This window comes from Neisseria sp. N95_16 (assembly GCF_002551535.2).
Classification (GTDB): Bacteria; Pseudomonadota; Gammaproteobacteria; order Burkholderiales; family Neisseriaceae; genus Neisseria; species Neisseria brasiliensis.
Genome location: NZ_PDBT02000001.1, coordinates 24,173 through 47,029 on the forward strand (window position 1 = coordinate 24,173; position 22,857 = coordinate 47,029).

General features: G+C 49.3%; 24 protein-coding genes, 1 tRNA gene and 1 pseudogene. 11 read left to right on the forward strand and 15 right to left on the reverse strand.

The annotated features are described in order from the left end of the window. Window positions 1-95: 95 nt before the first annotated feature. The 3 genes from CRG49_RS00125 to frr form a co-directional block, all read right to left on the reverse strand. Window positions 96-893: a phosphatidate cytidylyltransferase gene (locus CRG49_RS00125; protein WP_095503056.1), complete on the reverse strand. Its 798-nt coding sequence runs from the start codon at window positions 891-893 to the stop codon at window positions 96-98. Between the two features lie 4 nt (window positions 894-897). Further along, window positions 898-1,644, reverse strand: coding sequence for an isoprenyl transferase (locus CRG49_RS00130; RefSeq protein WP_095503057.1), 747 nt, complete (start codon window positions 1,642-1,644; stop codon window positions 898-900). 74 nt (window positions 1,645-1,718) lie between these two features. Continuing rightward, on the reverse strand, window positions 1,719-2,276 hold the full coding sequence (gene frr / locus CRG49_RS00135; RefSeq protein WP_095503058.1) for a ribosome recycling factor: 558 nt from the start codon (window positions 2,274-2,276) through the stop codon (window positions 1,719-1,721). Window positions 2,277-2,610: 334 nt separating this feature from the next. Here frr and CRG49_RS00140 point away from each other — a divergent pair, with 334 nt between their 5' ends. Then, on the forward strand, window positions 2,611-3,090 hold the full coding sequence (locus CRG49_RS00140; protein ID WP_095503059.1) for a DUF2846 domain-containing protein: 480 nt from the start codon (window positions 2,611-2,613) through the stop codon (window positions 3,088-3,090). An 83-nt stretch (window positions 3,091-3,173) separates the two neighbouring features. Here CRG49_RS00140 and pyrH read toward each other — a convergent pair whose 3' ends face one another. The 4 genes from pyrH to CRG49_RS00160 form a co-directional block, all read right to left on the reverse strand. Beyond that, on the reverse strand, window positions 3,174-3,893 hold the full coding sequence (gene pyrH, locus CRG49_RS00145) for a UMP kinase (RefSeq protein WP_095503060.1): 720 nt from the start codon (window positions 3,891-3,893) through the stop codon (window positions 3,174-3,176). Window positions 3,894-4,202: 309 nt separating this feature from the next. Next, the gene (gene tsf, locus CRG49_RS00150; RefSeq protein ID WP_095503061.1) at window positions 4,203-5,057 is read right to left on the reverse strand and encodes a translation elongation factor Ts; all 855 of its coding nucleotides are present in this window, start codon (window positions 5,055-5,057) and stop codon (window positions 4,203-4,205) included. A gap of 126 nt (window positions 5,058-5,183) precedes the next feature. Then, window positions 5,184-5,909 (reverse strand): 30S ribosomal protein S2, encoded by a 726-nt coding sequence (gene rpsB / locus CRG49_RS00155; protein WP_095503062.1) that lies wholly within the window; start codon window positions 5,907-5,909, stop codon window positions 5,184-5,186. Between the two features lie 219 nt (window positions 5,910-6,128). After that, window positions 6,129-6,374: a hypothetical protein gene (locus CRG49_RS00160; RefSeq protein WP_095503063.1), complete on the reverse strand. Its 246-nt coding sequence runs from the start codon at window positions 6,372-6,374 to the stop codon at window positions 6,129-6,131. 73 nt (window positions 6,375-6,447) lie between these two features. On the opposite strand from CRG49_RS00160, the gene CRG49_RS00165 reads away from it, so the two are divergent. Then, complete coding sequence (locus CRG49_RS00165; RefSeq protein ID WP_229436914.1) at window positions 6,448-7,029, forward strand: 5-formyltetrahydrofolate cyclo-ligase; 582 nt, start codon at window positions 6,448-6,450, stop codon at window positions 7,027-7,029. A 70-nt stretch (window positions 7,030-7,099) separates the two neighbouring features. Here the strand turns inward: CRG49_RS00165 and CRG49_RS00170 are convergent. After that, window positions 7,100-7,890 (reverse strand): annotated as a pseudogene (locus CRG49_RS00170) (formate/nitrite transporter family protein). Window positions 7,891-8,107: 217 nt separating this feature from the next. On the opposite strand from CRG49_RS00170, the gene CRG49_RS00175 reads away from it, so the two are divergent. The 3 genes from CRG49_RS00175 to CRG49_RS00185 all read left to right on the forward strand — a co-directional run bounded on the left by CRG49_RS00175 (window position 8,108) and on the right by CRG49_RS00185 (window position 11,157). Next, window positions 8,108-8,350, forward strand: a complete 243-nt coding sequence (locus CRG49_RS00175) for a TM2 domain-containing protein (RefSeq protein WP_095503065.1) — start codon at window positions 8,108-8,110, stop codon at window positions 8,348-8,350. Window positions 8,351-8,580: 230 nt separating this feature from the next. Beyond that, on the forward strand, window positions 8,581-10,122 hold the full coding sequence (locus tag CRG49_RS00180; RefSeq protein WP_095503066.1) for a malate:quinone oxidoreductase: 1,542 nt from the start codon (window positions 8,581-8,583) through the stop codon (window positions 10,120-10,122). Between the two features lie 411 nt (window positions 10,123-10,533). Continuing rightward, complete coding sequence (locus CRG49_RS00185; RefSeq protein WP_095503067.1) at window positions 10,534-11,157, forward strand: Spy/CpxP family protein refolding chaperone; 624 nt, start codon at window positions 10,534-10,536, stop codon at window positions 11,155-11,157. Window positions 11,158-11,278: 121 nt separating this feature from the next. Here CRG49_RS00185 and CRG49_RS00190 read toward each other — a convergent pair whose 3' ends face one another. Then, a complete protein-coding gene (locus tag CRG49_RS00190) occupies window positions 11,279-12,136 on the reverse strand; it encodes a Rossmann-like and DUF2520 domain-containing protein (protein WP_095503068.1) in 858 nt (285 codons plus the stop codon). 81 nt (window positions 12,137-12,217) lie between these two features. Here CRG49_RS00190 and minC point away from each other — a divergent pair, with 81 nt between their 5' ends. The 4 genes from minC to CRG49_RS00210 are packed head-to-tail and all read left to right on the forward strand — an operon-like array spanning window position 12,218 to window position 14,982. Continuing rightward, window positions 12,218-12,928 (forward strand): septum site-determining protein MinC, encoded by a 711-nt coding sequence (gene minC / locus CRG49_RS00195; RefSeq protein ID WP_095503069.1) that lies wholly within the window; start codon window positions 12,218-12,220, stop codon window positions 12,926-12,928. A 42-nt stretch (window positions 12,929-12,970) separates the two neighbouring features. Further along, entirely contained in the window at window positions 12,971-13,786 is an 816-nt protein-coding gene (gene minD, locus CRG49_RS00200) for a septum site-determining protein MinD (protein WP_095503070.1), read from the forward strand. A 3-nt stretch (window positions 13,787-13,789) separates the two neighbouring features. Further along, entirely contained in the window at window positions 13,790-14,065 is a 276-nt protein-coding gene (gene minE, locus CRG49_RS00205; RefSeq protein WP_095503071.1) for a cell division topological specificity factor MinE, read from the forward strand. Next, complete coding sequence (locus tag CRG49_RS00210; protein ID WP_095503072.1) at window positions 14,062-14,982, forward strand: hydrogen peroxide-inducible genes activator; 921 nt, start codon at window positions 14,062-14,064, stop codon at window positions 14,980-14,982. The genes minE and CRG49_RS00210 overlap by 4 nt, the downstream gene beginning before the upstream one ends. A gap of 216 nt (window positions 14,983-15,198) precedes the next feature. On the opposite strand, the gene CRG49_RS00215 is transcribed toward CRG49_RS00210, so the two are convergent. The 3 genes from CRG49_RS00215 to CRG49_RS00225 all read right to left on the reverse strand — a co-directional run bounded on the left by CRG49_RS00215 (window position 15,199) and on the right by CRG49_RS00225 (window position 18,594). Then, the gene (locus CRG49_RS00215) at window positions 15,199-16,614 is read right to left on the reverse strand and encodes a sodium:alanine symporter family protein (protein ID WP_095503073.1); all 1,416 of its coding nucleotides are present in this window, start codon (window positions 16,612-16,614) and stop codon (window positions 15,199-15,201) included. A 211-nt stretch (window positions 16,615-16,825) separates the two neighbouring features. Next, window positions 16,826-18,337, reverse strand: a complete 1,512-nt coding sequence (gene lysS / locus CRG49_RS00220) for a lysine--tRNA ligase (RefSeq protein WP_095503082.1) — start codon at window positions 18,335-18,337, stop codon at window positions 16,826-16,828. 181 nt (window positions 18,338-18,518) lie between these two features. Further along, a tRNA-Lys gene (locus CRG49_RS00225) sits at window positions 18,519-18,594 on the reverse strand. A 165-nt stretch (window positions 18,595-18,759) separates the two neighbouring features. Between CRG49_RS00225 and CRG49_RS00230 the strand changes: the two genes are divergently transcribed. Beyond that, on the forward strand, window positions 18,760-19,008 hold the full coding sequence (locus tag CRG49_RS00230) for a hypothetical protein (RefSeq protein ID WP_095503074.1): 249 nt from the start codon (window positions 18,760-18,762) through the stop codon (window positions 19,006-19,008). A gap of 211 nt (window positions 19,009-19,219) precedes the next feature. On the opposite strand, the gene CRG49_RS00240 is transcribed toward CRG49_RS00230, so the two are convergent. Continuing rightward, window positions 19,220-19,669: a CopD family copper resistance protein gene (locus CRG49_RS00240; protein WP_095503076.1), complete on the reverse strand. Its 450-nt coding sequence runs from the start codon at window positions 19,667-19,669 to the stop codon at window positions 19,220-19,222. Between the two features lie 190 nt (window positions 19,670-19,859). Between CRG49_RS00240 and CRG49_RS00245 the strand changes: the two genes are divergently transcribed. Continuing rightward, window positions 19,860-20,066, forward strand: coding sequence for a glycine zipper 2TM domain-containing protein (locus CRG49_RS00245; RefSeq protein WP_095503077.1), 207 nt, complete (start codon window positions 19,860-19,862; stop codon window positions 20,064-20,066). A 76-nt stretch (window positions 20,067-20,142) separates the two neighbouring features. On the opposite strand, the gene waaA is transcribed toward CRG49_RS00245, so the two are convergent. Beyond that, window positions 20,143-21,468 (reverse strand): lipid IV(A) 3-deoxy-D-manno-octulosonic acid transferase, encoded by a 1,326-nt coding sequence (gene waaA / locus CRG49_RS00250; RefSeq protein ID WP_095503078.1) that lies wholly within the window; start codon window positions 21,466-21,468, stop codon window positions 20,143-20,145. A gap of 207 nt (window positions 21,469-21,675) precedes the next feature. Beyond that, window positions 21,676-22,818, reverse strand: coding sequence for an FUSC family protein (locus CRG49_RS00255; RefSeq protein WP_095503083.1), 1,143 nt, complete (start codon window positions 22,816-22,818; stop codon window positions 21,676-21,678). Window positions 22,819-22,857 lie beyond the last annotated feature (39 nt).

Consider the following 22,857-nt stretch of genomic DNA (forward strand, 5'->3'; position numbering starts at 1 on the left):
TCTGAAACGTTCAGACGGCATAGAATAAAATGTTTACTGCTTTAAAGGGATAGGCCGTCTGAAAACCATGAGATAGTTTTCAGTTCAGACGGCCTTTAATTCAAAATTGCCATCATTGCGGCATACACGCTCAAGACCGCAATCAAGCTGTCCACGCGGTCGAACACGCCGCCGTGTCCGGGCAACAGGTTGCTGCTGTCTTTAATACCGGCGGCACGTTTGAGCCAGCTTTCCAGCAAATCGCCGCACACACTCACCACAGTCAAGACGAAACCAATCAACAGCACATTCAGCCAACTGGTTTCAAACGCCAGCCAATCCGCATACCATACCCAAGTCATGTATAAAGCCACGCATATTGCGCCGCCGACAGCACCTTCCCAGCTTTTTCCCGGGCTGATGGTGGGGGCAATTTTGTTTTTGCCGAATGCTTTGCCAGTGAAATAGGCAAAAATATCGGCCACCCACACCAAACCCATTATCGCTAACAGTGATACGGCACTTTCAGGGCTGGGGCGCAGATCGACTAATGCATACCAAAACGGTAGCATCAGCATCCAGCCGGTGGCATACGCTTGCCAACCGCCTTTCAGCGTCCATTTATACTTCAGCCACAGCGGCATAATCAGCAGCCAAAATACCAACACGGCATACCACACCACATTCGGCAGCTTCCAATCGCCTAAATAGGCGATGATGCCGAAAATCAGGCTGGCGACAATGAAATGGTTGATTTGGATTTTGGTTAAGCCGCTCATGCGGGCATATTCCCACAGGGCGACCAATGCAATCAGGCCGCTAAATGCTGCCCACAGGCCGTCAGGTGCATAAAACAGCATGCCCAACATCACGGGCAGTAACACCAGCGCGGTAAGGATTCGTTGTTTCAACATCGTTTCAACCCCTTTGCTGCTCTACCGGCAATTGCTCGGAAGTGCGTCCGAAACGGCGTTCGCGGTTTTGGAAAGATGCAATGGCCGCGCTTAAGGCTTTTTCGTCGAAATCCGGCCACAGCACATCGGTAAAATACAGCTCGGCATAAGCCATCTGCCACAATAGGAAATTACTGATGCGGGTTTCACCGCCGGTACGGATAAACAAATCCGGTTCGGGCGCATCGCCCAGCATCAAATAGCGGCTGATGAGCGCTTCGGTGATTTCGCTATGGCCCTCAGCCACCACCTTGTTGGCCGCCTGCAAAATATCCCAGCGGCCGCCGTAATCAACGGCAATACTCAAGGTTAAGCCTGTATTGTCGGCGGTCAGCGCCTCACCGGCCTCAATCCCCGCCACAATATCGGCATGAAACCGCTCGCGGCTGCCGATCACTTTCAAGCGCATATTATTTTCGTGCAAACGCTTCACCTGCTTTTGCAAAGCCTGCAAAAACAGCCCCATCAGAAAAGAAACCTCATCTTCGGGGCGGCGCCAGTTTTCTGTTGAAAAGGCAAACACGGTCAAGTATTGCACGCCCATTTCGGCACAGTACTTCACCATGGTCTCAAGCGCATCAAGGCCGCGTTTGTGCCCCATCACGCGGGGCAGAAAGCGTTTTTTCGCCCAACGGCCGTTGCCGTCCATAATCACGGCGATGTGACGTGGCACGTCGGTATACGCCAAAATTGTCTGCGTACTGCTGTTCATGTTTGCCTCATTGGAAGAACGACTGCAAAGACAGGGCAAACTGCCCTGTCTGTTTCAAATCCTAATGTTTGGATTTAGATGGCCATCAAATCTTCTTCTTTGGCAGCCAAAGTTTTATCTACTTCGGCGATGTATTTATCGGTCAGTTTTTGCACCGCTTCTTCACCACGACGTGCATCATCTTCCGGTACTTCTTTGTCTTTCAACAATTTTTTGATGTGGTCGTTGGCATCGCGGCGCACATTGCGGATAGACACGCGGCCTTCCTCGGCTTCGCTGCGCACCACTTTAATCAGGTCTTTACGACGCTCTTCGGTCAACATCGGCATCGGCACGCGAATCAAATCGCCCACTGCGGCAGGGTTCAAACCCAAATTAGAATCGCGAATTGCTTTTTCCACTTTAGCCGCCATATTGCTTTCAAACGGTTTCACGCCGATGGTGCGCGAGTCGATCAAAGTCACGTTGGCTACTTGGCTCACCGGCACCATGCTGCCCCAATATTCCACTTCCACTTGATCCAATAAGCCGGTATGCGCACGACCGGTGCGGACTTTAGACAGGTTTTCCTTCAGCACTTCCAATGAACGCTGCATTTTGCTTTCAGCAGTTTTTTGAATATCACTAATCATTTCTTAGCTCACTTATTATTAAAATCAAACAGATAAGGACTCAGGCCGTCTGAAACGCGCTTTTTGGGCACACAAATCGGCTTAATAACGTTGAATAGTACCGTTATTAAGGCATTCCGACAAGCCAAACCGTTCAGACGACCTTGTTTTTTAACCGATATTTAACAATTAAGTTTTGATGTTCATCTTTGTCTATTCATCTGAATATCTTCTGTACACTATTTAAACCTTCTATCATGTTTATTTTGGAAAATATTTTTTTACATATATTATCAATTTACCACTCAATGTGTAGAATAACCTAAAAAATCTTCACCCAAAAAAAGGAAATAGTATGAAAATTTTACTGAATAGCATGATTGCAGCAGGTCTCACTTTATCTATCCTAAGCGGCTGCGCATCTGTAAGCATGGCAGATGCAACTGCTTCTAATAAAGCCAAAGAATTTAACAAACCGTCAGAAGGAAATGCAGGTTTATATGTTTATCGAGACAGCTTTGTTGGAAAAGCATTGAAAAAAGATATCTGGGTAGATGGCGAATGCTTGGGTCAATCTGCAGATAAAGTCTTCTTTTATAGAGAAGTTACTGGTAATCAACCTCATAAATTATCTACTGAATCAGAGTTTTCAGAAAATCACTTAACAATTAATACCGATGCCGGTAAAAATTATTTCGTTCGTCAATATATCAAAATGGGAGCCTTTGTTGGTGGTGCAAATTTGGAACAAGTAGATGAAGCAACAGGGAAAGCCGCAATCTCTCGTCTAAATATGGCTACACCTGGCAACTGTGATAAAGTCCTACCAAAATAATAAAACGAAATGATTCAAAAAGGCCGTCTGAAATTTTTTCAGACGGCCTCTCTTCATAAAGCATTCAGCTATGCAACCACGGCTTAACAATGCACCAATGTTCCTTCGTCTTCACCCAAAATCACGTTTCTCAGCGCGCCATCTTTGGCGATACCGAACACAACGATATTGAGTTTGCGCTCACGGCACAAGGCAAATGCGGTGGCGTCCATGACTTTCAGGTTTTTGTTCAGCGCTTCGTCAAAAGTGATGGTTTCGTAGCGGGTGGCCGATGGGTCTTTTTTCGGGTCAGCAGTATACACGCCATCCACGTTGGTGGCTTTCAGCATCACATCGCAGTTCATTTCTGCACCGCGCAAGGCAGCAGCGGTATCGGTGGTGAAGAACGGGTTACCGGTACCCGCGGCGAAAATCAATACTTTGCCTTCTTCCAAATACTGAATGGCTTTCGGACGGGCATAGGTTTCGGCGATTTGCTGCATGCTCAAAGCAGATTGCACACGGGCTTTCAAGCCCAATGATTCGAAAGCGTCTTTCAAGGCCAAGGCGTTCATCACGGTGGCCATCATGCCCATATAGTCGGCGGTGGCGCGATCCATGCTGCCGGCTTGTGCGGATACGCCGCGGAAAATATTGCCGCCACCGACCACTACGCCAACTTGTACACCCAAATCAACAATTTCTTTGACTTGGCCGACAATTTGCATGATGGTGTCGCGATTGATGCCGAACGCATCTTTGCCCATCAGGGCTTCGCCTGAGAGTTTCAATAATACGCGTTTGTATTTTACTTGCTGGGTCATGGGAATGCCTTTTCTTTACGGGTTTACAGAGGCCGTCTGAACATTGGATTAAGTTTTCAGACGGCATTTAAGATACAAATAGGGATATGCGTAATGAGTGGTTCAACAAGGGTAAACGCTTTGAATTTTCTGCAATTTTAGTATTTTTCTTTAGATAAATCAAAGCATGTGTTTTATATATGTTCAACTCATTCAGCTTTCAGACGGCCTATATAATGATAAATCAACAGGCCGTCTGAATAAAATTCTCAAAAAAAAGCACCCTGATTCAATATGAATGAATCCAGGTGCTTTCTTATTCATGGCTGATTACACTTTAGCAGCAGCAGCTACTTCAGCAGCGTAGTCAACTTCTTTTTTCTCGATACCGTCACCTACTTTGTAACGTACAAAGCTGATGATTTCGGTGCTGTTTTCTTTGGCGAATTGAGCCACGGTTTGATCTGGGTTCATCACGAACGGTTGGCCGTTCAAAGTGATTTCTGCCAAGAATTTGCGGATACGGCCTTCAACCATTTTTTCAGCGATGTCGGCAGGTTTGCCAGACTCAATGGCTTGTTGGGTGTAGATGCGGCGTTCTTTTTCAACGGTTTCGGCATCGACTTCAGCTTCTGAAACGCAAACTGGTTTAGCGGCTACGATGTGCATACCGATTTTGCGGGCAACACCTTCAGAACCTTTGAACTCAACCAATACACCTTCAGTCGCCAATGCGCCGTGGATGTAGGCAGTCAGTTGGTTTGCAGTGTCGATCAATTCGAAACGGCGTACAGACATGTTTTCGCCCAATTTGGCGATGATTTCTTTACGCTCGGCTTCAACGGCTTCGCTCAAGGCTTCTACTGAAGCAGGTTTTTGCGCAACAGCGGTTTTGGCCACTGAGTTAGCAAAGGCCACAAAGCCGGCATCTTTTGCAACGAAGTCGGTTTCGCAGTTTACTTCAACCAAAGCACCCACGTTGCCTTCGATGGCATAAGCCAATACGCCTTCGGCAGCAGTACGGCCAGCCAATTTACCGGCTTTCGCGCCTGATTTGATGCGCAGGATCTCTTCGGCTTTTTCCATGTTGCCTTCGGCTTCAACCAACGCTTTTTTGCATTCCATCATACCCAGACCGGTAGCGGCGCGCAGGTCGGCAACCATTTTTGCAGTAATATCTGCCATGTTAAACTCCTTGAATTTTTAGGAAAATAAAGCCAATCAGCTTTATTTGGAATCGGTAAGTGCGGCACTTAAGCCGCGCTTGATTATCTGAAAAAAGGGGCTAAAAGCCCCTCTTTCGTCGCTGTATTACTCAGCAGCAGCTTGGGCAGCGGCAACGGTTTCTTGCAAGGCTTGGTTTTTGCCTTCCAAAACGGCGTCGGCGATACCGCGGCAGTACAGACGGATGGCTTTTGCAGAGTCATCGTTACCTGGAATCACGTATTTCACGCCGTCAGGGCTGTTGTTGGTATCAACAACGGCGATCACAGGGATACCCAATTTTTCAGCCTCAACCAAAGTACCTTTTTGGTAACCGGTGTCAATCACGAAAATGGCGTCAGGCAAGCCTTTCATGTTTTTGATACCGCCCAAAGAGCGTTCCAGCTTCTCAACGTCGCGTTGCATTTCCAGAATTTCTTTTTTGCTGTAACCGGCTTCAGCAGCATTTTCCAGAGCAGCCGTTTTTTCTTCCAGACGTTTGATAGACTGTTTTACAGTTTTGTAGTTGGTCAACATGCCACCCAACCAACGGTGGTCAACGAAAGGCATGTCTGCACGAGTCGCTTCTTCACGGATGATTTCGCGTGCTTGGCGTTTGGTACCGACAAACAATACGGTGCCTTTGTTGGCAACCAGACGACGAACCGCTTCTTGCGCATCTTGGAACATCGGCAAGGTTTTTTCCAAGTTTACGATGTGGATTTTGTTGCGCGCGCCAAAAATGTATTGTTCCATTTTCGGGTTCCAGAAACGGGTTTGGTGACCAAAGTGAACACCGGCTTCAATCATCTGACGCATGGTAATTTGAGACATAATATTCCTTAAATTTGAAAGGGTTAAGAGCACACATTCAATCGCATAGAACTTGGCTTCAGCCAAGCACCCTTCGGCGAAAGTGGGCATAGTTTAAAAAATGGAAATTTGCTTTTAAAATCAAAAGCCCGAGAATTATATAGGATAACAGGCCGTCTGAAAAGGGAAATGTCGTGCTTTATTTTGCGCGTTGTCGGATTTTTCAGACGGCCTGATGAATCATTCCGAATCGGGATGTTGCGCCTGCTCTACCGCTTGTTTTTTCTGCTTTAAGGCTTCGGTTTCGGCGCGGTCGGCCTGTTTTATCAAGCGGTTGCGCCGGCGTGTGACCACCACCCATGATAAAAAAATCATCGGCAACACCGCCCAAAAAAGCAGGTAAATCAAAGCTCGCGCAATGCTGGGCTGGGCAGCGGAAAACATCACCGCCACAAATAAATAGCCGATAATGACGATATGCCACATAATCGTGTTCCTCATGACAAGAGAAGCGGATTTTACCGCAAATCCGCCCCATCCGCCCAAACGGAGCAACCTAATGAATCTTGATAAAACCGAATTACGCCGCCGCTTGCGTCGCGCACGGGCGCACATGCATCCAACCGAACGTGCGGCCGCCACGCAAACCATCAACCGCCTGCTGAAGCGCCACATCAAAAAAGGCCGCCACATCGGCGTGTATTGGCCGATTGGCAAGGAATTGCGTTTGGACGATTTTATTCAGACGGCCTTAAAGCGCGGCGCAAAACTCTATCTGCCTTATATCGAGTCACACAGCCGCCGCTTGTGGTTTACGCGTTATCTCGCCAATAAAACGCAGCAGCCCGAACGCAAACGCGGCCAAGCCAAATTATTTATTCCGCAATTTACCGGCGAAAAACGGCGCGTGCATCGCTTGGATATCTTGCTGGTACCGATTGTCGGCATTGATAAACGCGGCTATCGTTTGGGGCAAGCCGGCGGTTTTTATGATGCGTCTTTGGCGCAGATGAAATACCGTTTGCACACCCAAACCCTAGGCGTGGGCTTCGGCTGCCAATTGATTGATGAATTGCCGATTGAGCCGCACGATATTGCTTTAGATGGTTTTGTTTCGGAACGAGGCGAATTGAAGTTTTAAATTTTCAGACGGCCTCAAAAGCAAAACGGCGTTTACCCACTCAGGGCAAACGCCGTTTGTCATGTATCGCTTAAATCGAAAAATCTTCTTTCAACAAATGCTTGTAGGCATACAGGTAAGATGCGCCGACAAATGACGAACCACCAACCACGGTACCCAAAAACACAGGAATCATGTTCAGGAAAAATTGTCCCCACGTCACATCAGCGCCCGCCCAAATACCGGCAGGAATAATAAACATATTGGCCACAAAGTGTTGGAAACCGATTAACACGAAAATCATCACTGGGAACCACATCGCCAAAATACGGCCAGAGGTGAATTTTGAGCCGAAGTAAAACCAAATGCCCATACATACCATCCAGTTACACGCGATGGCGGAAATAAAGGCACGGCCGAAATCCATATCGACTTTGGCTTGCGCAATCGCCATGGTTTTGGCCGCCGCCGCCCCTTCCGACAAGCCGACGTAGTGGCCAAGGAAATACGCCATCGCTACCGCACCGGCCAAGTTGCCCAAGCTGACAATCAGCCAGTTGCGCGCCAATAATTTCACCGATACTTTTTTGGTTAAGAAACCGAGCGACATCAACATCATGTTGCCGGTGGCCAATTCACCGCCGCGCCTAACAAAGCCGCCAAGCCCTCCCATTCAGCCGGAATGCCGCTGACCACTTTCAAATAAGCCAAATAGCCGAAACCGACATAACCACCGCCCAAAAAGCTGAGAATACTCAACATTTTCACGCTGGCCATGGATTTGTTTTGGCTTTTGATAATCGTATCTTGCAAAATTTCGTGGGGAAAAAATCGCGGTTGTCGCTCATGGTTATGCCGTTGGAAAACAAATAATCGCGCAATGTAACCGTTTATTACCGCCGTACAAAAGAATTTTTATTCGCGGCCAAATAATTTTTGGTTATGTAAGTGAAACTTATTTCTCAATTAAGTTTGATTCAAATCTTTTCGTAAACACGCATAAATTCAAGTAAACCTGTTTCAGACGGCCTTGAGTCTGCCACTTTATCCCCTATATACTGATTGTTGAAAACAAGAACAATCGATTAAGGAAGGTATTATGCAACAACCGTCTTTTTCTTATGCTGCATCTTATCCCCACACCTGTAATAAAGCACTTTATATTGCCATGGCTTTATTGTTTGGTTCGTTTGGGGTACACAAATTCTGCGCCGGCCGCGTGTGGATGGGTTTGTTTTACGCGGTATTCTGCTGGACCGGCATTCCGACCATTGTCGGCATCATCGAAGGGGTATTGGCGGCATTCAAACCAACCGACTCACTCGGCGCGATTATTGTGTAATTGATAATACCGCTACGCTTACCAATTTTGACTTTTTTTTGAAAATCTAAAAATTTTTCGATGTTAATGATTTTTCATATATAAGCAATCAATCCTTTATCTGACAAGGCCGTCTAAATGTTTCAGACGGCCTTTGTATCATCGAATCCACTGATTCCTTTCATAAAATCTTTGCATTTCTGCGCGAAATCTACTAAATTCTAAGGATATACGTTGTTAACAATCTGTGTATGCACAGACAGCACCGATACGGAATAATCATAAAGGCAAATCATTGCCTATCCTTTAGGAGTATAACCATGGCTGAAGCAACTGACGTTGTATTGGTTGGTGGAGGAATCATGAGTGCCACTTTGGGTATTCTACTCAAAGAACTCGAACCCTCTTGGGAAATCACCATTGTCGAACGCCTTGACGATATTGCGCAAGAATCATCCAACCCTTGGAACAATGCCGGCACCGGCCACTCGGCTCTATGTGAATTAAACTATGCCCCGCTGGGCAGCGACGGTACTGTCGACCCTGAACGTTCGTTGAATATTGCCGAACAATTCATGATCAGCCGCCAATTCTGGGCGACTTTGGTCAGCGAAGGCAAAATGGCCGACAATTCGTTTATCAACAGCGTGCCGCATATGTCGTTTGTGATGACCGACGACCATTGCGCCTACCTGCCGAAACGTTTTGACGCGTTTAAAAAACAAAAATTGTTCGAGAAAATGGAGTTCTCGACCGACCGCAATAAAATACACGAATGGGCGCCATTGGTCATTGAAGGCCGCAATGAAAGCCAACCGGTTGCCGCCAACTATTCGGCAGAAGGCACCGACGTCGATTTCGGCAACATCACCCGCCAAATGATTGAAAACCTGACCAGTCGCGGCGTGAAATTGTTATGCAACCGCCATGTAGAAGAAATCAACCGTGAAGCCGACGGCGCTTGGGCGATTAAAACCTGCGACACACGCGACAATACACAAAAACTCACCCTGCGCACCCGTTTCGTCTTCTTGGGTGCGGGCGGCGGCGCATTGTCGCTGCTGCAAAAATCCGGCATCCCGGAAGGCCGCGGCTACGGCGGTTTCCCAGTATCCGGCTTGTTCCTGCGCAACAACAACGAAGCAACATCCGAGCGCCACAACGCCAAAGTATATGGTCAGGCATCGGTCGGTGCGCCGCCGATGTCGGTACCGCACTTGGATACCCGCCATGTGGACGGCAAACGTCATTTGATGTTCGGCCCATACGCCGGCTTCAAACCCAACTTCCTGAAGCAAGGTTCGATGATGGACTTGCCGATGTCGATTCACCGCGACAACCTGCTGCCGATTTTGCGCGCCGGTTGGGACAACCTGCCGCTGACCAAATATCTGCTGGGCGAATTGCGCAAAACCAAAGAAGAGCGGATTGCTTCGTTGATGGAATACTACCCGAACGCCAATCCTGACGAATGGGAACTGATTACCGCCGGTCAACGTGTGCAAGTGATTAAGAAAGACAACAAAAAAGGCGGCGTATTGCAATTCGGTACCGAATTGGTGATGCACGAAGACGGCTCTTTGGCTGCCCTTTTGGGTGCGTCACCGGGTGCGTCAACTGCTGTACCGCTGATGATTCGTTTGGTTAACCAATGCTTCCCGCAACACAAAGAGGCATGGCAAGGCCGTATCAAAGAGCTGATTCCGGGTTATGGCGTGAAACTGAACGATAACCCTGAATTTGCCGAAGAAATCATCAGCCACACCGCTAAAGTGTTGGACATCCATCATTAATATGCAGCAAATATAGGCTACACAGCGCATCGCTAAGCGATGCGCTGTTTTTATTTAACTTGAATGCCAAAAAATTAACTGATTGATGATTTTTTCAGACGGCCTAAATGTTGGATAAAACCTGAATTTAATGTGTCATGCGCAGTGAACGCGGTATAGAAACCGAATAAATCTCATCAAGATAGTCCGTTATCCAAGTAGCTTACTGCGAAGAAATGTATGTAAGATGGCCATTGCAATCAAAATATAGCCGCTTACGTTTTCGTGCGCTCTTTACACAATCCATAACCCATCTGCAAACAGGGTTTACCTAAGCCGCACACTCATTAACCGCTGCGGGCGATATGATTCGTTTCATCTTGTTTCTCCCCCCAAAACACTTCATAAAACTCTTTTCGAAGGACCAACCTCATGATGAAAAAATATATTGCCGTTGCCGCTGCTTCTTTAATCGGTTTGGCCGGTGTGGCCACCGCCGCTGAGGCCGTATCGCAAAACAGCCGCCCAGCCAAACAGGGCCACATGCACAAACACGGTCAGAAAATGCATCAAAAAGGCGAACTGCCACGCGATTTGCAAGAATTGAATTTGAGCAACAAACAAAAAGCGCAAATCCAAAAAATCATGGAAGCCAACCGTCCGCAACAAGCCGACAAGCGTCCGACCGTTGATGCCGCCAAACGTGCTGAGTTCCAACAAAAAATGCAGCAACGCCGCGCTGCCGAACAAGCCTTGATTACCGGTAAAAACTTCGACCAAGCCGCTGCGCGCCGCTTGGTTAACGAGCGTCAGGCTGAATTTGAACAACACGCTGCCGAGCGCAAACAACGCATGGTCGACATGGAAGTAAAACGCTTGAAAGAGCGCCATGATATTTTCCAAGTGTTGACCGCCAAACAGCAAAAACAATTGCTGGAAAACCAGCAAAAACGCCAACAAGAACGTGCCGACCGCAAAGCCCAACGCAGTCAACAGAGTCAGCCAAACATGCAAGGCGAACCACGTCCTGATATGCCGCCAATGCCACAAAACTAATTTGATGCGTTAACTAATCAATCCAGGCCGTCTGAAACCATTTGTCAGGTTTCAGACGGCCTTAATTACGTTTAAATCGAACAGCGCATTAACCATCATGCACCAATATGTTCAGACGGCCTCAAATAGATTCGCTTCCTGAATGTAAGGCCGTCTGAACTTTTTCTACCGATTGTTTATCCAATCTTGCTGCGGCCAAATTCAAGGTTGCCTGCGCCCACGCACGGTAAGCCGCCTGCTCTTCTGCCGTCATTGTCGCTAAGTGCGCGGCGACCGTACTGTCGTCGCCGCGCACAATCGGGCCGGTCAGGGCTTGCAATGGGGGCAGCTTGCCCAAATTATTAATACTCTGCTGCATTAGGTTGCCGACCAAGCGGCGTGACAAGGTTTCCGGCAAGGCCAAAGGCGTAAGCAGATCTTGGGCGAACGCGGCCAAGGTGACGCTGAAATTGGAAGCCGCCGACAAAGCCGCATGGTAACGTGCTTTATATTCAGACGGCAGCGCAAACGCAGTTAAACCCAACGCCTCGGCCAATTGTTGCAAAATCTCGACAGCTTGCGCCTGCTCCGCTTCGATAGCGCACAAATTTCCAGCCAGATTGGCTACCGAGTGTTCGACATCGGCAAAAGCAAACACCGGATGCAGGCTGCCCGCCAACGCATCATGCGTCGTAACCGCTTGTAAAACCTGTATGGTTTTGGCGCCGCTCAAGTGCAGCACCACGGTTTGCGGCGTCAATTCCACCTCGCAGGCAAGGCGTTCGGCGGTGGCTTCGATGGCATTGTCCGGCGTGGCGATGATCACCACGTCCGCCGGCGGCAAATTGGCCATATCTGCCAAAACCGTTGCGCCAAAAGCATTCGACGGCAGGCTGCGGCTGACGATATGGGAAAGCTGCCACTCGGGATGACGGCTCAATAAAGTGGCAAAAGTTTGTCCGACGCGACCTGCGCCTACGATATGGAATATTTTTTTCATTTCAGACGGCCTAAACGGATTGAATAGCTTAGATTAACACGGTAAACTTACACCATTAAATTTTTTTATTGTTTACTCACTATGAAACCCGCGTTTGACGTTAAGTCGGCACGATTGGATGTGTTGGCTATTCATCTGCACACCGCAGATTTGACTGAACTGGAAGAGTTTCTACGCCAGCGTACCGGCCAATACCAAGGTCTGGAAATTGTACCGTTTGTTTTGGATATGCAGGATTTCGAACACCCGGAATCATTAGATTTGGCTGAGGTTATTTCGCTTTTTGCCCGCTACGGCATGCAGATTTTGGGTTTGCGCCACGACAATGAAGCATGGGCCGACTATGCCGCACGCTATCATTTGGTGTTCAGCCGTGGCGAAAAATCGGATACGCCGCAGCCGCCACAATTGCAACCGGCCGACATTCAAGCTGTGTCCACCACCGTCATCAGCAATCCGACCGTATTAATCAGCACCCCTGTGCGCACGGGTCAGCAAGTTTATGCGGAAAACGGCGACTTAATCGTCACTGGCATCGTCAGCCAAGGCGCGGAACTGATTGCCGATGGCAACATCCACATTTACGCCCCTATGCGCGGCCGTGCCTTGGCCGGTGCCAAAGGTGACACCAATGCACGCATTTTCATCCATTCCATGCAGGCCGAATTGGTTTCCGTGGCCGGCATTTACCGCAATTTCGAGCAGGATTTACCCGAACACCTGCACAAACGCGCGGTGCAAGTTTCATTGCAAGACAACCGCTTGGTTATCAGCGCAATCGACACCGAATAATGTTTTAAAATATTAAATTTGAGTATCTGAAAAGGAAATATCGTGGCAAAAATTATTGTGGTAACTTCAGGTAAAGGCGGCGTGGGCAAAACCACCACCAGCGCCAGTATTGCAACCGGTCTGGCCTTACGCGGCCACAAAACCGCCGTCATCGACTTCGACGTCGGCTTGCGTAACCTTGACTTGATTATGGGCTGCGAACGCCGCGTTGTGTACGACTTGATCAACGTGATCCAAGGCGAAGCCACACTGAACCAAGCCCTGATTAAAGACAAAAACTGCGAAAACCTGTTTATCCTGCCGGCTTCACAAACCCGCGACAAAGATGCCCTAAGCCGCGAAGGCGTAGCAAAAGTGATGGAAGAATTGGCCGGTAAAAAAATGGGCTTCGAATACATCATCTGCGACTCGCCTGCCGGTATCGAACAAGGTGCACTGATGGCCTTGTATTTTGCCGACGAAGCCATCATCACCACTAACCCTGAAGTATCAAGCGTGCGCGACTCTGACCGTATCTTGGGTATCTTGCAAAGCAAATCACGTAAAGCCGAACAAGGTGACACAGTCAAAGAGCATTTACTGATTACCCGCTACTCACCTGAGCGCGTGGAAAAAGGCGAAATGTTGTCGGTACAAGACATTTGCGACATTTTGCGCATTCCGTTGTTAGGCGTGATTCCTGAGTCACAAAACGTGCTACAGGCTTCCAATGCCGGCGAACCGGTGATTCACCAAAACAGCGCGGCAGCTGCTGAAGCCTATAAAGACGTGATTGCCCGTCTGCTGGGTGAAAATCGCGAAATGCGTTTCCTCGAAGCAGAGAAAAAAGGCTTCTTCAAACGCTTGTTCGGAGGTTAAGCCATGTCTTTGTTAGATATCCTGTTTGGCCGAAAGCCGAAAACCGCCGAAGTAGCACGCGACCGTCTGCAAATCATCATTGCGCAAGAGCGTGCCAATGAAAACGGTAACAGTGCGCCGGATTATCTGCCGACGCTGCGTAAAGAGCTGCTGGAAGTGCTGTCTAAGTATGTGAACGTATCTTTAGACGATATCCGCATTTCCCAAGAGAAACAAGACGGCTTGGACGTTCTTGAACTGAACATCACCCTGCCTGAACAAAAAAAGGCCGCTGAATGACTTTAACCGAATTGCGTTATATCGTCGCCGTTGCCCAAGAGCGCCATTTCGGCCGCGCAGCGCGACGCTGCTTTGTCAGCCAGCCTACCCTTTCCATTGCGATTAAAAAGCTGGAAGAAGAGTTGTCGGTTTCGCTGTTTGACCGCAGCAGCAACGACATCATCACCACCGAAGCGGGCGAACGCATCGTTGCCCAAGCCCGCCGCGTGTTGGAAGAAGCCGATTTAATCAAGCATTTGGCCAACGAAGAGCAAAACGAATTGGAAGGCGCATTCAAGTTGGGCCTGATTTTCACCGTGGCCCCTTATTTGTTGCCGAAGCTGATTGTTTCACTGCGCGACACCGCGCCGAAAATGCCGCTGATGCTCGAAGAAAACTACACCTACACGCTGACCGAATCGCTCAAACGCGGCGATTTGGATGCCATCGTGGTGGCGGAACCTTTCCAAGAGCCGGGCATTGTGACCGAGCCGTTGTATGACGAACCATTCTTCGTGATTGTGCCCAAAGGCCATCCGTTTGAAGAACTGGATGCCATCACCCCGAGCATGTTGGCCGAAGAACAAGTCTTACTCTTAACCGAAGGCAACTGTATGCGCGACCAAGTGTTGTCGAGCTGCTCGGAATTGGCTGCCAAGCAAAAAATCCAAGGTTTGACCAATACCTTGCAAGGCAGCTCCATCAACACCATCCGCCACATGGTTGCCAGCGGCTTGGCCATCAGCGTGATGCCAGCTACTGCCCTGACGGAAAACGATCATTTATTGTTCAGCATCATTCCGTTTGAAGGCACGGCACCCAACCGCCGCGTGGTATTGGCCTACCGTCGCAATTTCGTGCGCCCAAAAGCATTAACTGCTTTGCGCGCCGCGATTTTGAATTCGCAATTAAACGGTGTGTCGTTTGTGAAAGATTAAATGAGTTGATTAATAAAAGGCCGTCTGAAATTCAGACGGCCTTTTATTATCTTCAACCGCATTCCCGATTGAATCGACTATACATTGGATGTTTGGCGGCGCATCGCTTTATCTCAGATACTGATGAGAATAAACGACTGACTTCGCCTTAAGCTTTCCCAACAACCTATCACAAAGGCCGTCTGAAACGTTTCAGACGGCCTTTGCTTATTCTTCTTACCAAATATCCGATTTAACTTTGCGTTTCAAACCCGGATGTTCCGACAACTTGAATTCAGGCTCTTTGCCCATTTTCAATTTGACGGTGTAGTCTTTCAACAGCAGGAACACCAGCGGCGACAACAGCAAAATCGCAATCAAGTTAATCCATGCCATTGTGCCCATTGCCATATCGGCCATGTCCCACACCAGCGGCACACTCTGCACCGCGCCGAAATACACCATGCCCAGCACGCCCATGCGGAACACAGCCATAATCAGCCAATTGCTCTTGATAAATTGCACATTGGATTCGGCATAAGCGTAGTTGCCGATGATGGTCGAAAAGGCAAACATAAACAGAATCACGGCCAAGAAATCCGCGCCCCAGTCGCCCACTTGCGCCACAATCGCCGCTTGGGTGAGCTGCACGCCGCTCAAATCGCCGCCATGCACATCCGACACCAACACCACAAACGCAGTGCACGAACACACGATAATGGTATCAACAAACACGCCCAGCATCTGAATCATGCCTTGCGACACCGGATGTTTTACTTCCGCCGCAGCGGCCGCATTCGGTGCCGAACCCTGACCTGCTTCGTTGGAATACAGTCCCCGTTTGATACCCATCATCATGGTTTGCGAAATCAGGCCACCGAGCAAACCGCCACCGGCCGCATCGACTTTAAACGCATCAGCAAAAATCATGCTGAAGACTTGCGGAATCATGTTCAGATTGCTAAACACGATATACAGCGCCAGCAGCAGATACAATACCGCCATCAGCGGCACAATTGCTTCAGCCAGCTTCGCCACGCGGCGGATGCCACCGAAAATCACCGGTGCGGTGAGAATCACCAAGGCCACGCCGGTCACGTGTTTGTTCCAACCCCATGCCACTTCGGTCGCCGCCACAATGGTATTGGATTGCACCGCTTCATACACGAAGCCGAAACAGAAAATCAGGCTCAAGGCAAACAACACGCCCAACCAACGCTGACCCAAACCCTGCGTAATGTAATATGCCGGACCGCCGCGGAAATGATGGTTGTCGTAATCGCGGATTTTAAACAGCTGCGCCAAAGACGATTCGGCAAAGGCCGAACTCATGCCGATTAAGGCGACTATCCACATCCAAAATACCGCGCCCGGACCGCCGACACTGATGGCAATCGCCACACCGGCAATATTGCCCACGCCCACGCGGCTGGCCAAACCGGTCACAAACGCTTGAAACGGCGTAATCCCATGCGGATCGCTACCTTGCTTGCGGCCGCCTAGCATTTCTTTTACGCTGCGGCCAAACAGTCTGAATTGGACAAAACCGGTCGCTACGGTAAAAAACAAACCCGCGCCCAGCAATAAGAAAATCAGGCCGTTCCACAGCGGGCCGTTGATGGCATTCACCCATTGGTGTAAAGATTCGGTCATAGTCACCTTTCAAAATCAAAAACGGTTTCAGACGGCCTGTTCAATCAGGCCGTCTGAATTGTAAACGATTGTAGCAGATTGTTGATATTTGTGTAAGCGCCTGTTTAAATGGTTGTATTTTCAGAAATGCCAACATCTTTACTGCAACCGTACACCATCATTCACAAGAAAAAGCCGTCTGAACGTTTCAGACGGCCTTGAAAATAACGTTTTATTCCGGACGCATTTGTGGGAACAAAATCACATCACGGATGGTTTGTGCATCGGTCAGCAGCATCACCAAACGGTCGATGCCGATACCGCAACCACCGGTCGGCGGCAAACCGTATTCCATCGCGCGGATGTAGTCGGCATCGTAATGCATGGCTTCATCGTCGCCGGCATCTTTTTGTGCCACTTGCGATTTGAAGCGGTTTGCTTGGTCTTCCGGATCGTTCAACTCAGAATAGCCGTTGGCCAATTCGCGGCCGACCACAAACAATTCAAAACGCTCGGTCAAACCCGGTTTGCTGTCGGAGGCGCGTGCCAATGGCGACACTTCGACCGGATAATCCACGATGAAGGTCGGGTTCCACAATTTGCTCTCGGCGCAACCTTCAAACAACGCCAATTGCAGGCTGCCAATGCCCGGTGAAGGCGGCAGGCTCTCGCCGTGTTTGACAATTTCTTTTTTCAGCCATTCGGCATCGTTCAACTGCTCGTCGGTGTAGTGCGGGTTGTATTTTTTAATCGCACCTAAAATTGTCAAACGCTCAAACGGGCTTTCCAAATCGACTTCTTTGCCGTTGTAGCTGATTTTGGCGGTGCCGTTAACTGTTACCGATGCGCTGCGGATGATGTCTTCCGCCATTTGCATCATGCGTTCGTAATCGGAAAACGCTTCGTAGAACTCAATCATGGTGAATTCAGGATTGTGGCGCACCGACATACCTTCGTTACGGAAGCTGCGGTTAATTTCAAACACACGCTCCAAACCGCCAACCACCAAGCGTTTCAGATACAATTCCGGCGCGATACGCAGATACAGCGGAATATCCAAGGCATTGTGATGGGTCACAAACGGTTTGGCCGTGGCGCCGCCCGGAATCGGGTGCATCATCGGCGTTTCCACTTCCAAATACTGCTCGCCCACCATGAAATTGCGTACTGATTGGATAATCTGGCTGCGTTTGATGAAGGTTTGGCGCGATTCTTCATTGGCAATCAAATCAACATAACGCTGGCGGTATTTGGTTTCTTGGTCAGACAAGCCTTTGTGTTTGTCCGGCAGCGGACGCAGCGATTTGCTCAGTAAATGAATCGCCGACACGCGCACGGTCAATTCGCCGTGGTTGGTTTTGAACAACGTGCCTTCCGCGCCGACAATGTCGCCCATGTCCCAATGTTTGAAATCATCGTGCGCCGCTTCGCCTACGCCTTGATTGTTGATATACAGCTGGATTTGACCACTGGCATCTTGAATGGTGGCAAAGCTGGCTTTACCCATCGCGCGCTTGAGCATCATGCGGCCGGCAATTTTCACCGGCACGGCTTGCGGATCAAGCTCTTCTTTGCTCAAGGCATCGTATTGGTTGTGCAAATCGGCGGCAAAGCTGTCGCGTTTGAAATCGTTGGGATAGGCATTGCGTACTTTGCGGATGTCGTTGAGTTTCTCGCGGCGCAAGGCCATGATTTGGTTTTCGTCAAGTTGCGGCTCGACAGACGGATTGTGCTGTTCGCTCATGGTGTTTTCCAAAAATAAAGACAGGCCGCAGATTCAGACGGCCTTTTGAGAAGATAATAAAATTGCGCATATTTTACGCGAAACCGCTTGTTTTATCTAGTAAAGGCCGTCTGAAATCGCACACAACCTTTTGCAACAAGCGTAAAAAAACCTGCTTATTGCTAAGCAGGTTTTCTTTATCTGGTGGGTCGTGAAGGATTCGAACCTTCGACCAACGGATTAAAAGTCCGCTGCTCTACCGACTGAGCTAACGACCCGATAAGCTGCGTATTATAGAGACCGGATTTTTTACTGTCAACACTTTTTTGAAAAAATTTTTATTTCAGGCATTTTTGATTGAAATAAAGCTGTCGCAATGCATACGCTGTGCTATGATTTTCCATCGGCTCAAAACCGATACGTTGATAATGAAAGGACAAAATATGAAAAAATTTCTGATTGCTGCGATGATGGTAGCCGGTTTGGCCGCTTGTTCACAAGAAGCCAAACAAGAATCTAAAGAAGCGGCTCAAGCCGTAGCCTCTGATGCCAAAGGTGCTGCAAACGATGCAGCTGCTGCGGTAAAAGAAGCCACTGATAACGCCGCTTCTGCCATGACTGATGCCAAAAACGATGCCAAAGATGCGGCAAACGATGCGGCTGACGTAGCCAAAGAAGCAGCCACTAAATAATTTTAGTATCCTGCCGCAAAAAGGCCGCCTGAATATTCAGACGGCCTGAGACCTTTGTAAAACCCTAGATTTGAGCACAGTTCAAAGTTGCAGCAGCGCAGAAAGCGAAGACATATCATCAAGATAGGCAAGCTTTCGAGCAGCGCACAACGAAGAAATGTGCCAAAGATAGGGATTTTGCAAAGGTCTCATCTTTTTTTTCATCTTGTTGTCACCACACCCAATAAAACATCGCTTTGGCAAAAAACACAATCAGCAGCATATGGGTAAACACCACAACATGAATATATTTCGACCAACCCACGGTTAAGGTGCCGCGCGCCATTTTGACCACGGCGATGGCAAAATGCAGCAACACGCTAAATGCCAGCAATACCTTGAGAAACAGCATCGTACCGAAAGACGATGCAAACGGCTGATGAAACACCGGCACATAGCGTTCAAACACCATCACCAAGCCCGATAAAAACAACACAATCACCACCGGCGGCATCACCCGCACGGCGCGATACGACATCGCTTTTTCCACTTCGCGCCGCGCCTCGCGCGATACGCGCTTGGTGTGCATAACCGACAACACCAGCATTTCAAAAAAAACGCCGCCGACAAAAGCAATCGCACAAAATAAATGCACAATGTGTGCCACCGCATAAATACTCATCGCTGATTCTCTATTCATTCTTCTAAAATTGCCGCCATAGTGTACACCCGCTGTAAAAGAAGTGCCACGCATAAAAAAATTTTCTTAGTTTAAAGAGTCTTTACTTTTATAAGATATTATTAAACCAAGTTTGTGCCATACTAGCCAAACAACACCGAACAACAAGAATCCTTTTGGATTGGAGACTTTTATGAAATCAATGATCACCAAAACCGTTGCCCTGATTGCCGTTGCCGCTTCTTTGAGCGCATGTGCCGGCATGTCAACTTCTCAACGCAATACCGCAACCGGCGCTGTTGTCGGCGGTGTAGCAGGTAACCTGTTGGGCGGCGATACAGCTTCTACTTTGGGCGGTGCAGCCTTGGGGGGGGTAATCGGCAGCCAAGTAAACCGTTAATCCGGCCAAACAATAAAGGCCGTCTGAAACCTTAACTCCAGTTGGTTTCAGACGGCCTTTTCTTATGTGGAAAAACTTATTTGCCCACAATCACCGGCGTAGTTTCTTGTGCATCGTCTTTCTTAAAGCGCAGCACTTCTTTTTTCAAAATCATTTTGCCGATTTCATAAGCCATGCGCTCGCTCGCGCCGCGGTGTGCCGACACAAACGCTTCGGCATTGCCGCTAAACCGGTTGCTCACTTCTGCATCATTCAAACAGGTTTCAGCGGCTTGCAACCACTCTTCTGCACTCTTAATCTGTTGCGCCGCACCGGCTTTAACCGCCAAATCACACGCGGCAGCAAAATTATAAGTGGACGGACCAAACAAAGTCGGCACGCCGCAAGCAATCGGCTCGATGATGTTTTGACAGCCGGTATCGACCAAACTGCCGCCGACAAACGCCACATTTGCGCTCAAATAATAGGCAAACAATTCGCCCATGCTGTCACCAATCCACACTTGCGTTTGCGGCGACACCAAGTCATTGTCGCTGCGTTTTTGTACCGTAAAGCCTAAACTGGCAGCAGTATCAAAGGCCGTCTGAAAACGCTCGGGATGGCGCGGCACAATCACTAATAAAGCATCGCCTTGATAGCGCTGCCATGCTTTCAATAATAACTCCGCTTCATCGGTGCCTTTGTGCGCACGGGTACTGGCACACAACACCACCGGCCGGTTGCCGATGCGTTCCTTAAATGCTGCCGCCAACGAGCGCATGCCTTCCGGCGGGGTGATATCGTATTTGGTGTTGCCGCAGACATGCACATTCGACGCGCCGATTAAATGCAGGCGCTCGGCATCGGCGGCGGTTTGGGCAAAGCAGCCACACAAAGTTTGCATGGCAGGTGCGACCAAGCGGCGGATTTTCAAATAGCCGTTTTGCGATTTTTCCGACAAGCGCGCGTTCGCCAAAAACAGCGGCACGCCCTCTTCGGCACAACCGTAAATCAAATTCGGCCAGATTTCGGTTTCCATCAACACACCGAACCGCGGCTTGTGTTCGCGCAAAAATTGCTCAATCCACTCCGGCTTGTCATAAGGCAGATAACGGCATTGCGCATCGGGGAACAATTCTTCAGCGGCGGCGCGGCCGGTCGGCGTCATCTGCGTCAGCAACAGCGGCGCATCGGCAAAATAACGGCGCAAGGCAGTAATCAAGGGCTGCACGGCGCGGGTTTCACCCACCGACACGGCGTGAATCCAAATCGGCTGTTGCACCGGATTGTGCAAAGGCGCGCCGAAACGTTCGTCCCAGTTATCCAAATAAGCAGGCGATTTGTCGGCACGTTTTTTTAGGTAGCGGCGGATCAGCGGCGGCACTGTTTTCCAAAGTTGTGTGTAAAGCCAACGGTTTATCATGCTATTTCTACTTTGTGGTTGTCGTTATTTAGTCAATATTCTAGCTTATTTAATCGCAAACGGAAAACAAAAGCCGTCTGAAAACATGAATCATCGGCTTTCAGACGGCCTTGTGGATAAGCTGACATTAACAGATTATTGTTTTAGTGAAAGTGCATCATCCTACAATAGCGCACCCGTTTTTTGATGACAAACTCAAATTTATTTTCAGACGGCCTGCTCTTCCGAAACTTCGCCTGCCCTACGCTCCAGCAAATAAGTGCGCAAACGTTGCAACTCATAGCCATCGAGCCAGCGGCGGCGGGTGCGCTGCAACAAAATCACCAAGCCGGAAACTTCGTTGCGGGTATTGGCACCGAGCCATAAAAAACCCTGCCAATCAAACGGCAAATGCTGCGCCAGCTTTTCCAATTCGGGATTCGGGCCGTTGTCAAAACGAATGCGGCGCGCGTAGTGGCCTTTAATCAGGCGCACGGTCAAACGCAATTCGCGCTGCAATTGGGCAAACTGGCGGCTGATGAGCTTGGCTTCCGCTTCGCTGATTTCCGGCTGCTGCAGCTTGGCCGAAGTGGTGAGCAGCAATTCGGTGCTGTTGACGATTTTGCGGTGCGCCAACTGCATCGACTCCATCATCGGTTTGCTGATATGGCTCTCACCCGACATGGCATCGAGATGGCTGCGGCTTTTCACCAAAAGCGCATTAATTTGCTTCATTTGGGCGCGGTTTTGCGCCAAACGTTCGCGCGTCATGCGTTGGCCGTTGCTCACTTCAGCGATGATGCGGCTGCATTCGGTTAAATTGTCTGCCAGCATAAAACGCCACATCAAAGTCGAGCGCAAAGGCAATAATTTAGCCGCACCAATCGCAATCAGCGCGCCAATCAACACGTTCAACGCACGGGTCACGCCGCTGTCGAGCCAATCCATACTGCTGTCGCCAATCAGCATACACATGGTCAAGCCGACCAGCATCGGCATGTAGCCGTTTTTACCGACCGCCGCCCAGCCCGACAACGCGCTCAACACGCCCACCGCCACATAAAACAAAATGCCGCCGTGAAAATAATGCTGGTTCAACCACAACACACTCAAGCCCACGCCCAAACCGATGACCGTGCCGAGCATCCGTTCCACCGCCTTGGAATAAATCGCGCCCTGAAACTGCAACATACCCAACACGATGAACACCGTCATACCGATCCATTCTCCGTGCTCGACCTGCGGCAGACGCGCCAACAGCGTGGCAAACACCACCGCCAAGCCCAAACGCACGGCATGAATCAGGCGGCGGTAGCGGTAGCGTTCGTAAGAATTGAGCCAGCTTTCAACAAAGTGCGTACGCTCGGACATCCGGCGGCGAGAAAAGGCGGAAGTTTTGAAGAAAGACGG

Bases quoted from the DNA above. Each gene is read 5' to 3' on its own strand.
- CRG49_RS00125 (WP_095503056.1), bottom strand. From the start codon at position 893: ATGTTGAAACAACGAATCCTTACCGCGCTGGTGTTACTGCCCGTGATG.
- CRG49_RS00130 (WP_095503057.1), bottom strand. From the start codon at position 1,644: ATGAACAGCAGTACGCAGACAATTTTGGCGTATACCGACGTGCCACGT.
- frr (WP_095503058.1), bottom strand. From the start codon at position 2,276: ATGATTAGTGATATTCAAAAAACTGCTGAAAGCAAAATGCAGCGTTCA.
- CRG49_RS00140 (WP_095503059.1), top strand. From the start codon at position 2,611: ATGAAAATTTTACTGAATAGCATGATTGCAGCAGGTCTCACTTTATCT.
- pyrH (WP_095503060.1), bottom strand. From the start codon at position 3,893: ATGACCCAGCAAGTAAAATACAAACGCGTATTATTGAAACTCTCAGGC.
- tsf (WP_095503061.1), bottom strand. From the start codon at position 5,057: ATGGCAGATATTACTGCAAAAATGGTTGCCGACCTGCGCGCCGCTACC.
- rpsB (WP_095503062.1), bottom strand. From the start codon at position 5,909: ATGTCTCAAATTACCATGCGTCAGATGATTGAAGCCGGTGTTCACTTT.
- CRG49_RS00160 (WP_095503063.1), bottom strand. From the start codon at position 6,374: ATGTGGCATATCGTCATTATCGGCTATTTATTTGTGGCGGTGATGTTT.
- CRG49_RS00165 (WP_229436914.1), top strand. From the start codon at position 6,448: ATGAATCTTGATAAAACCGAATTACGCCGCCGCTTGCGTCGCGCACGG.
- CRG49_RS00175 (WP_095503065.1), top strand. From the start codon at position 8,108: ATGCAACAACCGTCTTTTTCTTATGCTGCATCTTATCCCCACACCTGT.
- CRG49_RS00180 (WP_095503066.1), top strand. From the start codon at position 8,581: ATGCACAGACAGCACCGATACGGAATAATCATAAAGGCAAATCATTGC.
- CRG49_RS00185 (WP_095503067.1), top strand. From the start codon at position 10,534: ATGATGAAAAAATATATTGCCGTTGCCGCTGCTTCTTTAATCGGTTTG.
- CRG49_RS00190 (WP_095503068.1), bottom strand. From the start codon at position 12,136: ATGAAAAAAATATTCCATATCGTAGGCGCAGGTCGCGTCGGACAAACT.
- minC (WP_095503069.1), top strand. From the start codon at position 12,218: ATGAAACCCGCGTTTGACGTTAAGTCGGCACGATTGGATGTGTTGGCT.
- minE (WP_095503071.1), top strand. From the start codon at position 13,790: ATGTCTTTGTTAGATATCCTGTTTGGCCGAAAGCCGAAAACCGCCGAA.
- CRG49_RS00210 (WP_095503072.1), top strand. From the start codon at position 14,062: ATGACTTTAACCGAATTGCGTTATATCGTCGCCGTTGCCCAAGAGCGC.
- CRG49_RS00215 (WP_095503073.1), bottom strand. From the start codon at position 16,614: ATGACCGAATCTTTACACCAATGGGTGAATGCCATCAACGGCCCGCTG.
- lysS (WP_095503082.1), bottom strand. From the start codon at position 18,337: ATGAGCGAACAGCACAATCCGTCTGTCGAGCCGCAACTTGACGAAAAC.
- CRG49_RS00230 (WP_095503074.1), top strand. From the start codon at position 18,760: ATGAAAAAATTTCTGATTGCTGCGATGATGGTAGCCGGTTTGGCCGCT.
- CRG49_RS00240 (WP_095503076.1), bottom strand. From the start codon at position 19,669: ATGAGTATTTATGCGGTGGCACACATTGTGCATTTATTTTGTGCGATT.
- CRG49_RS00245 (WP_095503077.1), top strand. From the start codon at position 19,860: ATGAAATCAATGATCACCAAAACCGTTGCCCTGATTGCCGTTGCCGCT.
- waaA (WP_095503078.1), bottom strand. From the start codon at position 21,468: ATGATAAACCGTTGGCTTTACACACAACTTTGGAAAACAGTGCCGCCG.
- CRG49_RS00255 (WP_095503083.1), bottom strand. From the start codon at position 22,818: ATGTCCGAGCGTACGCACTTTGTTGAAAGCTGGCTCAATTCTTACGAA.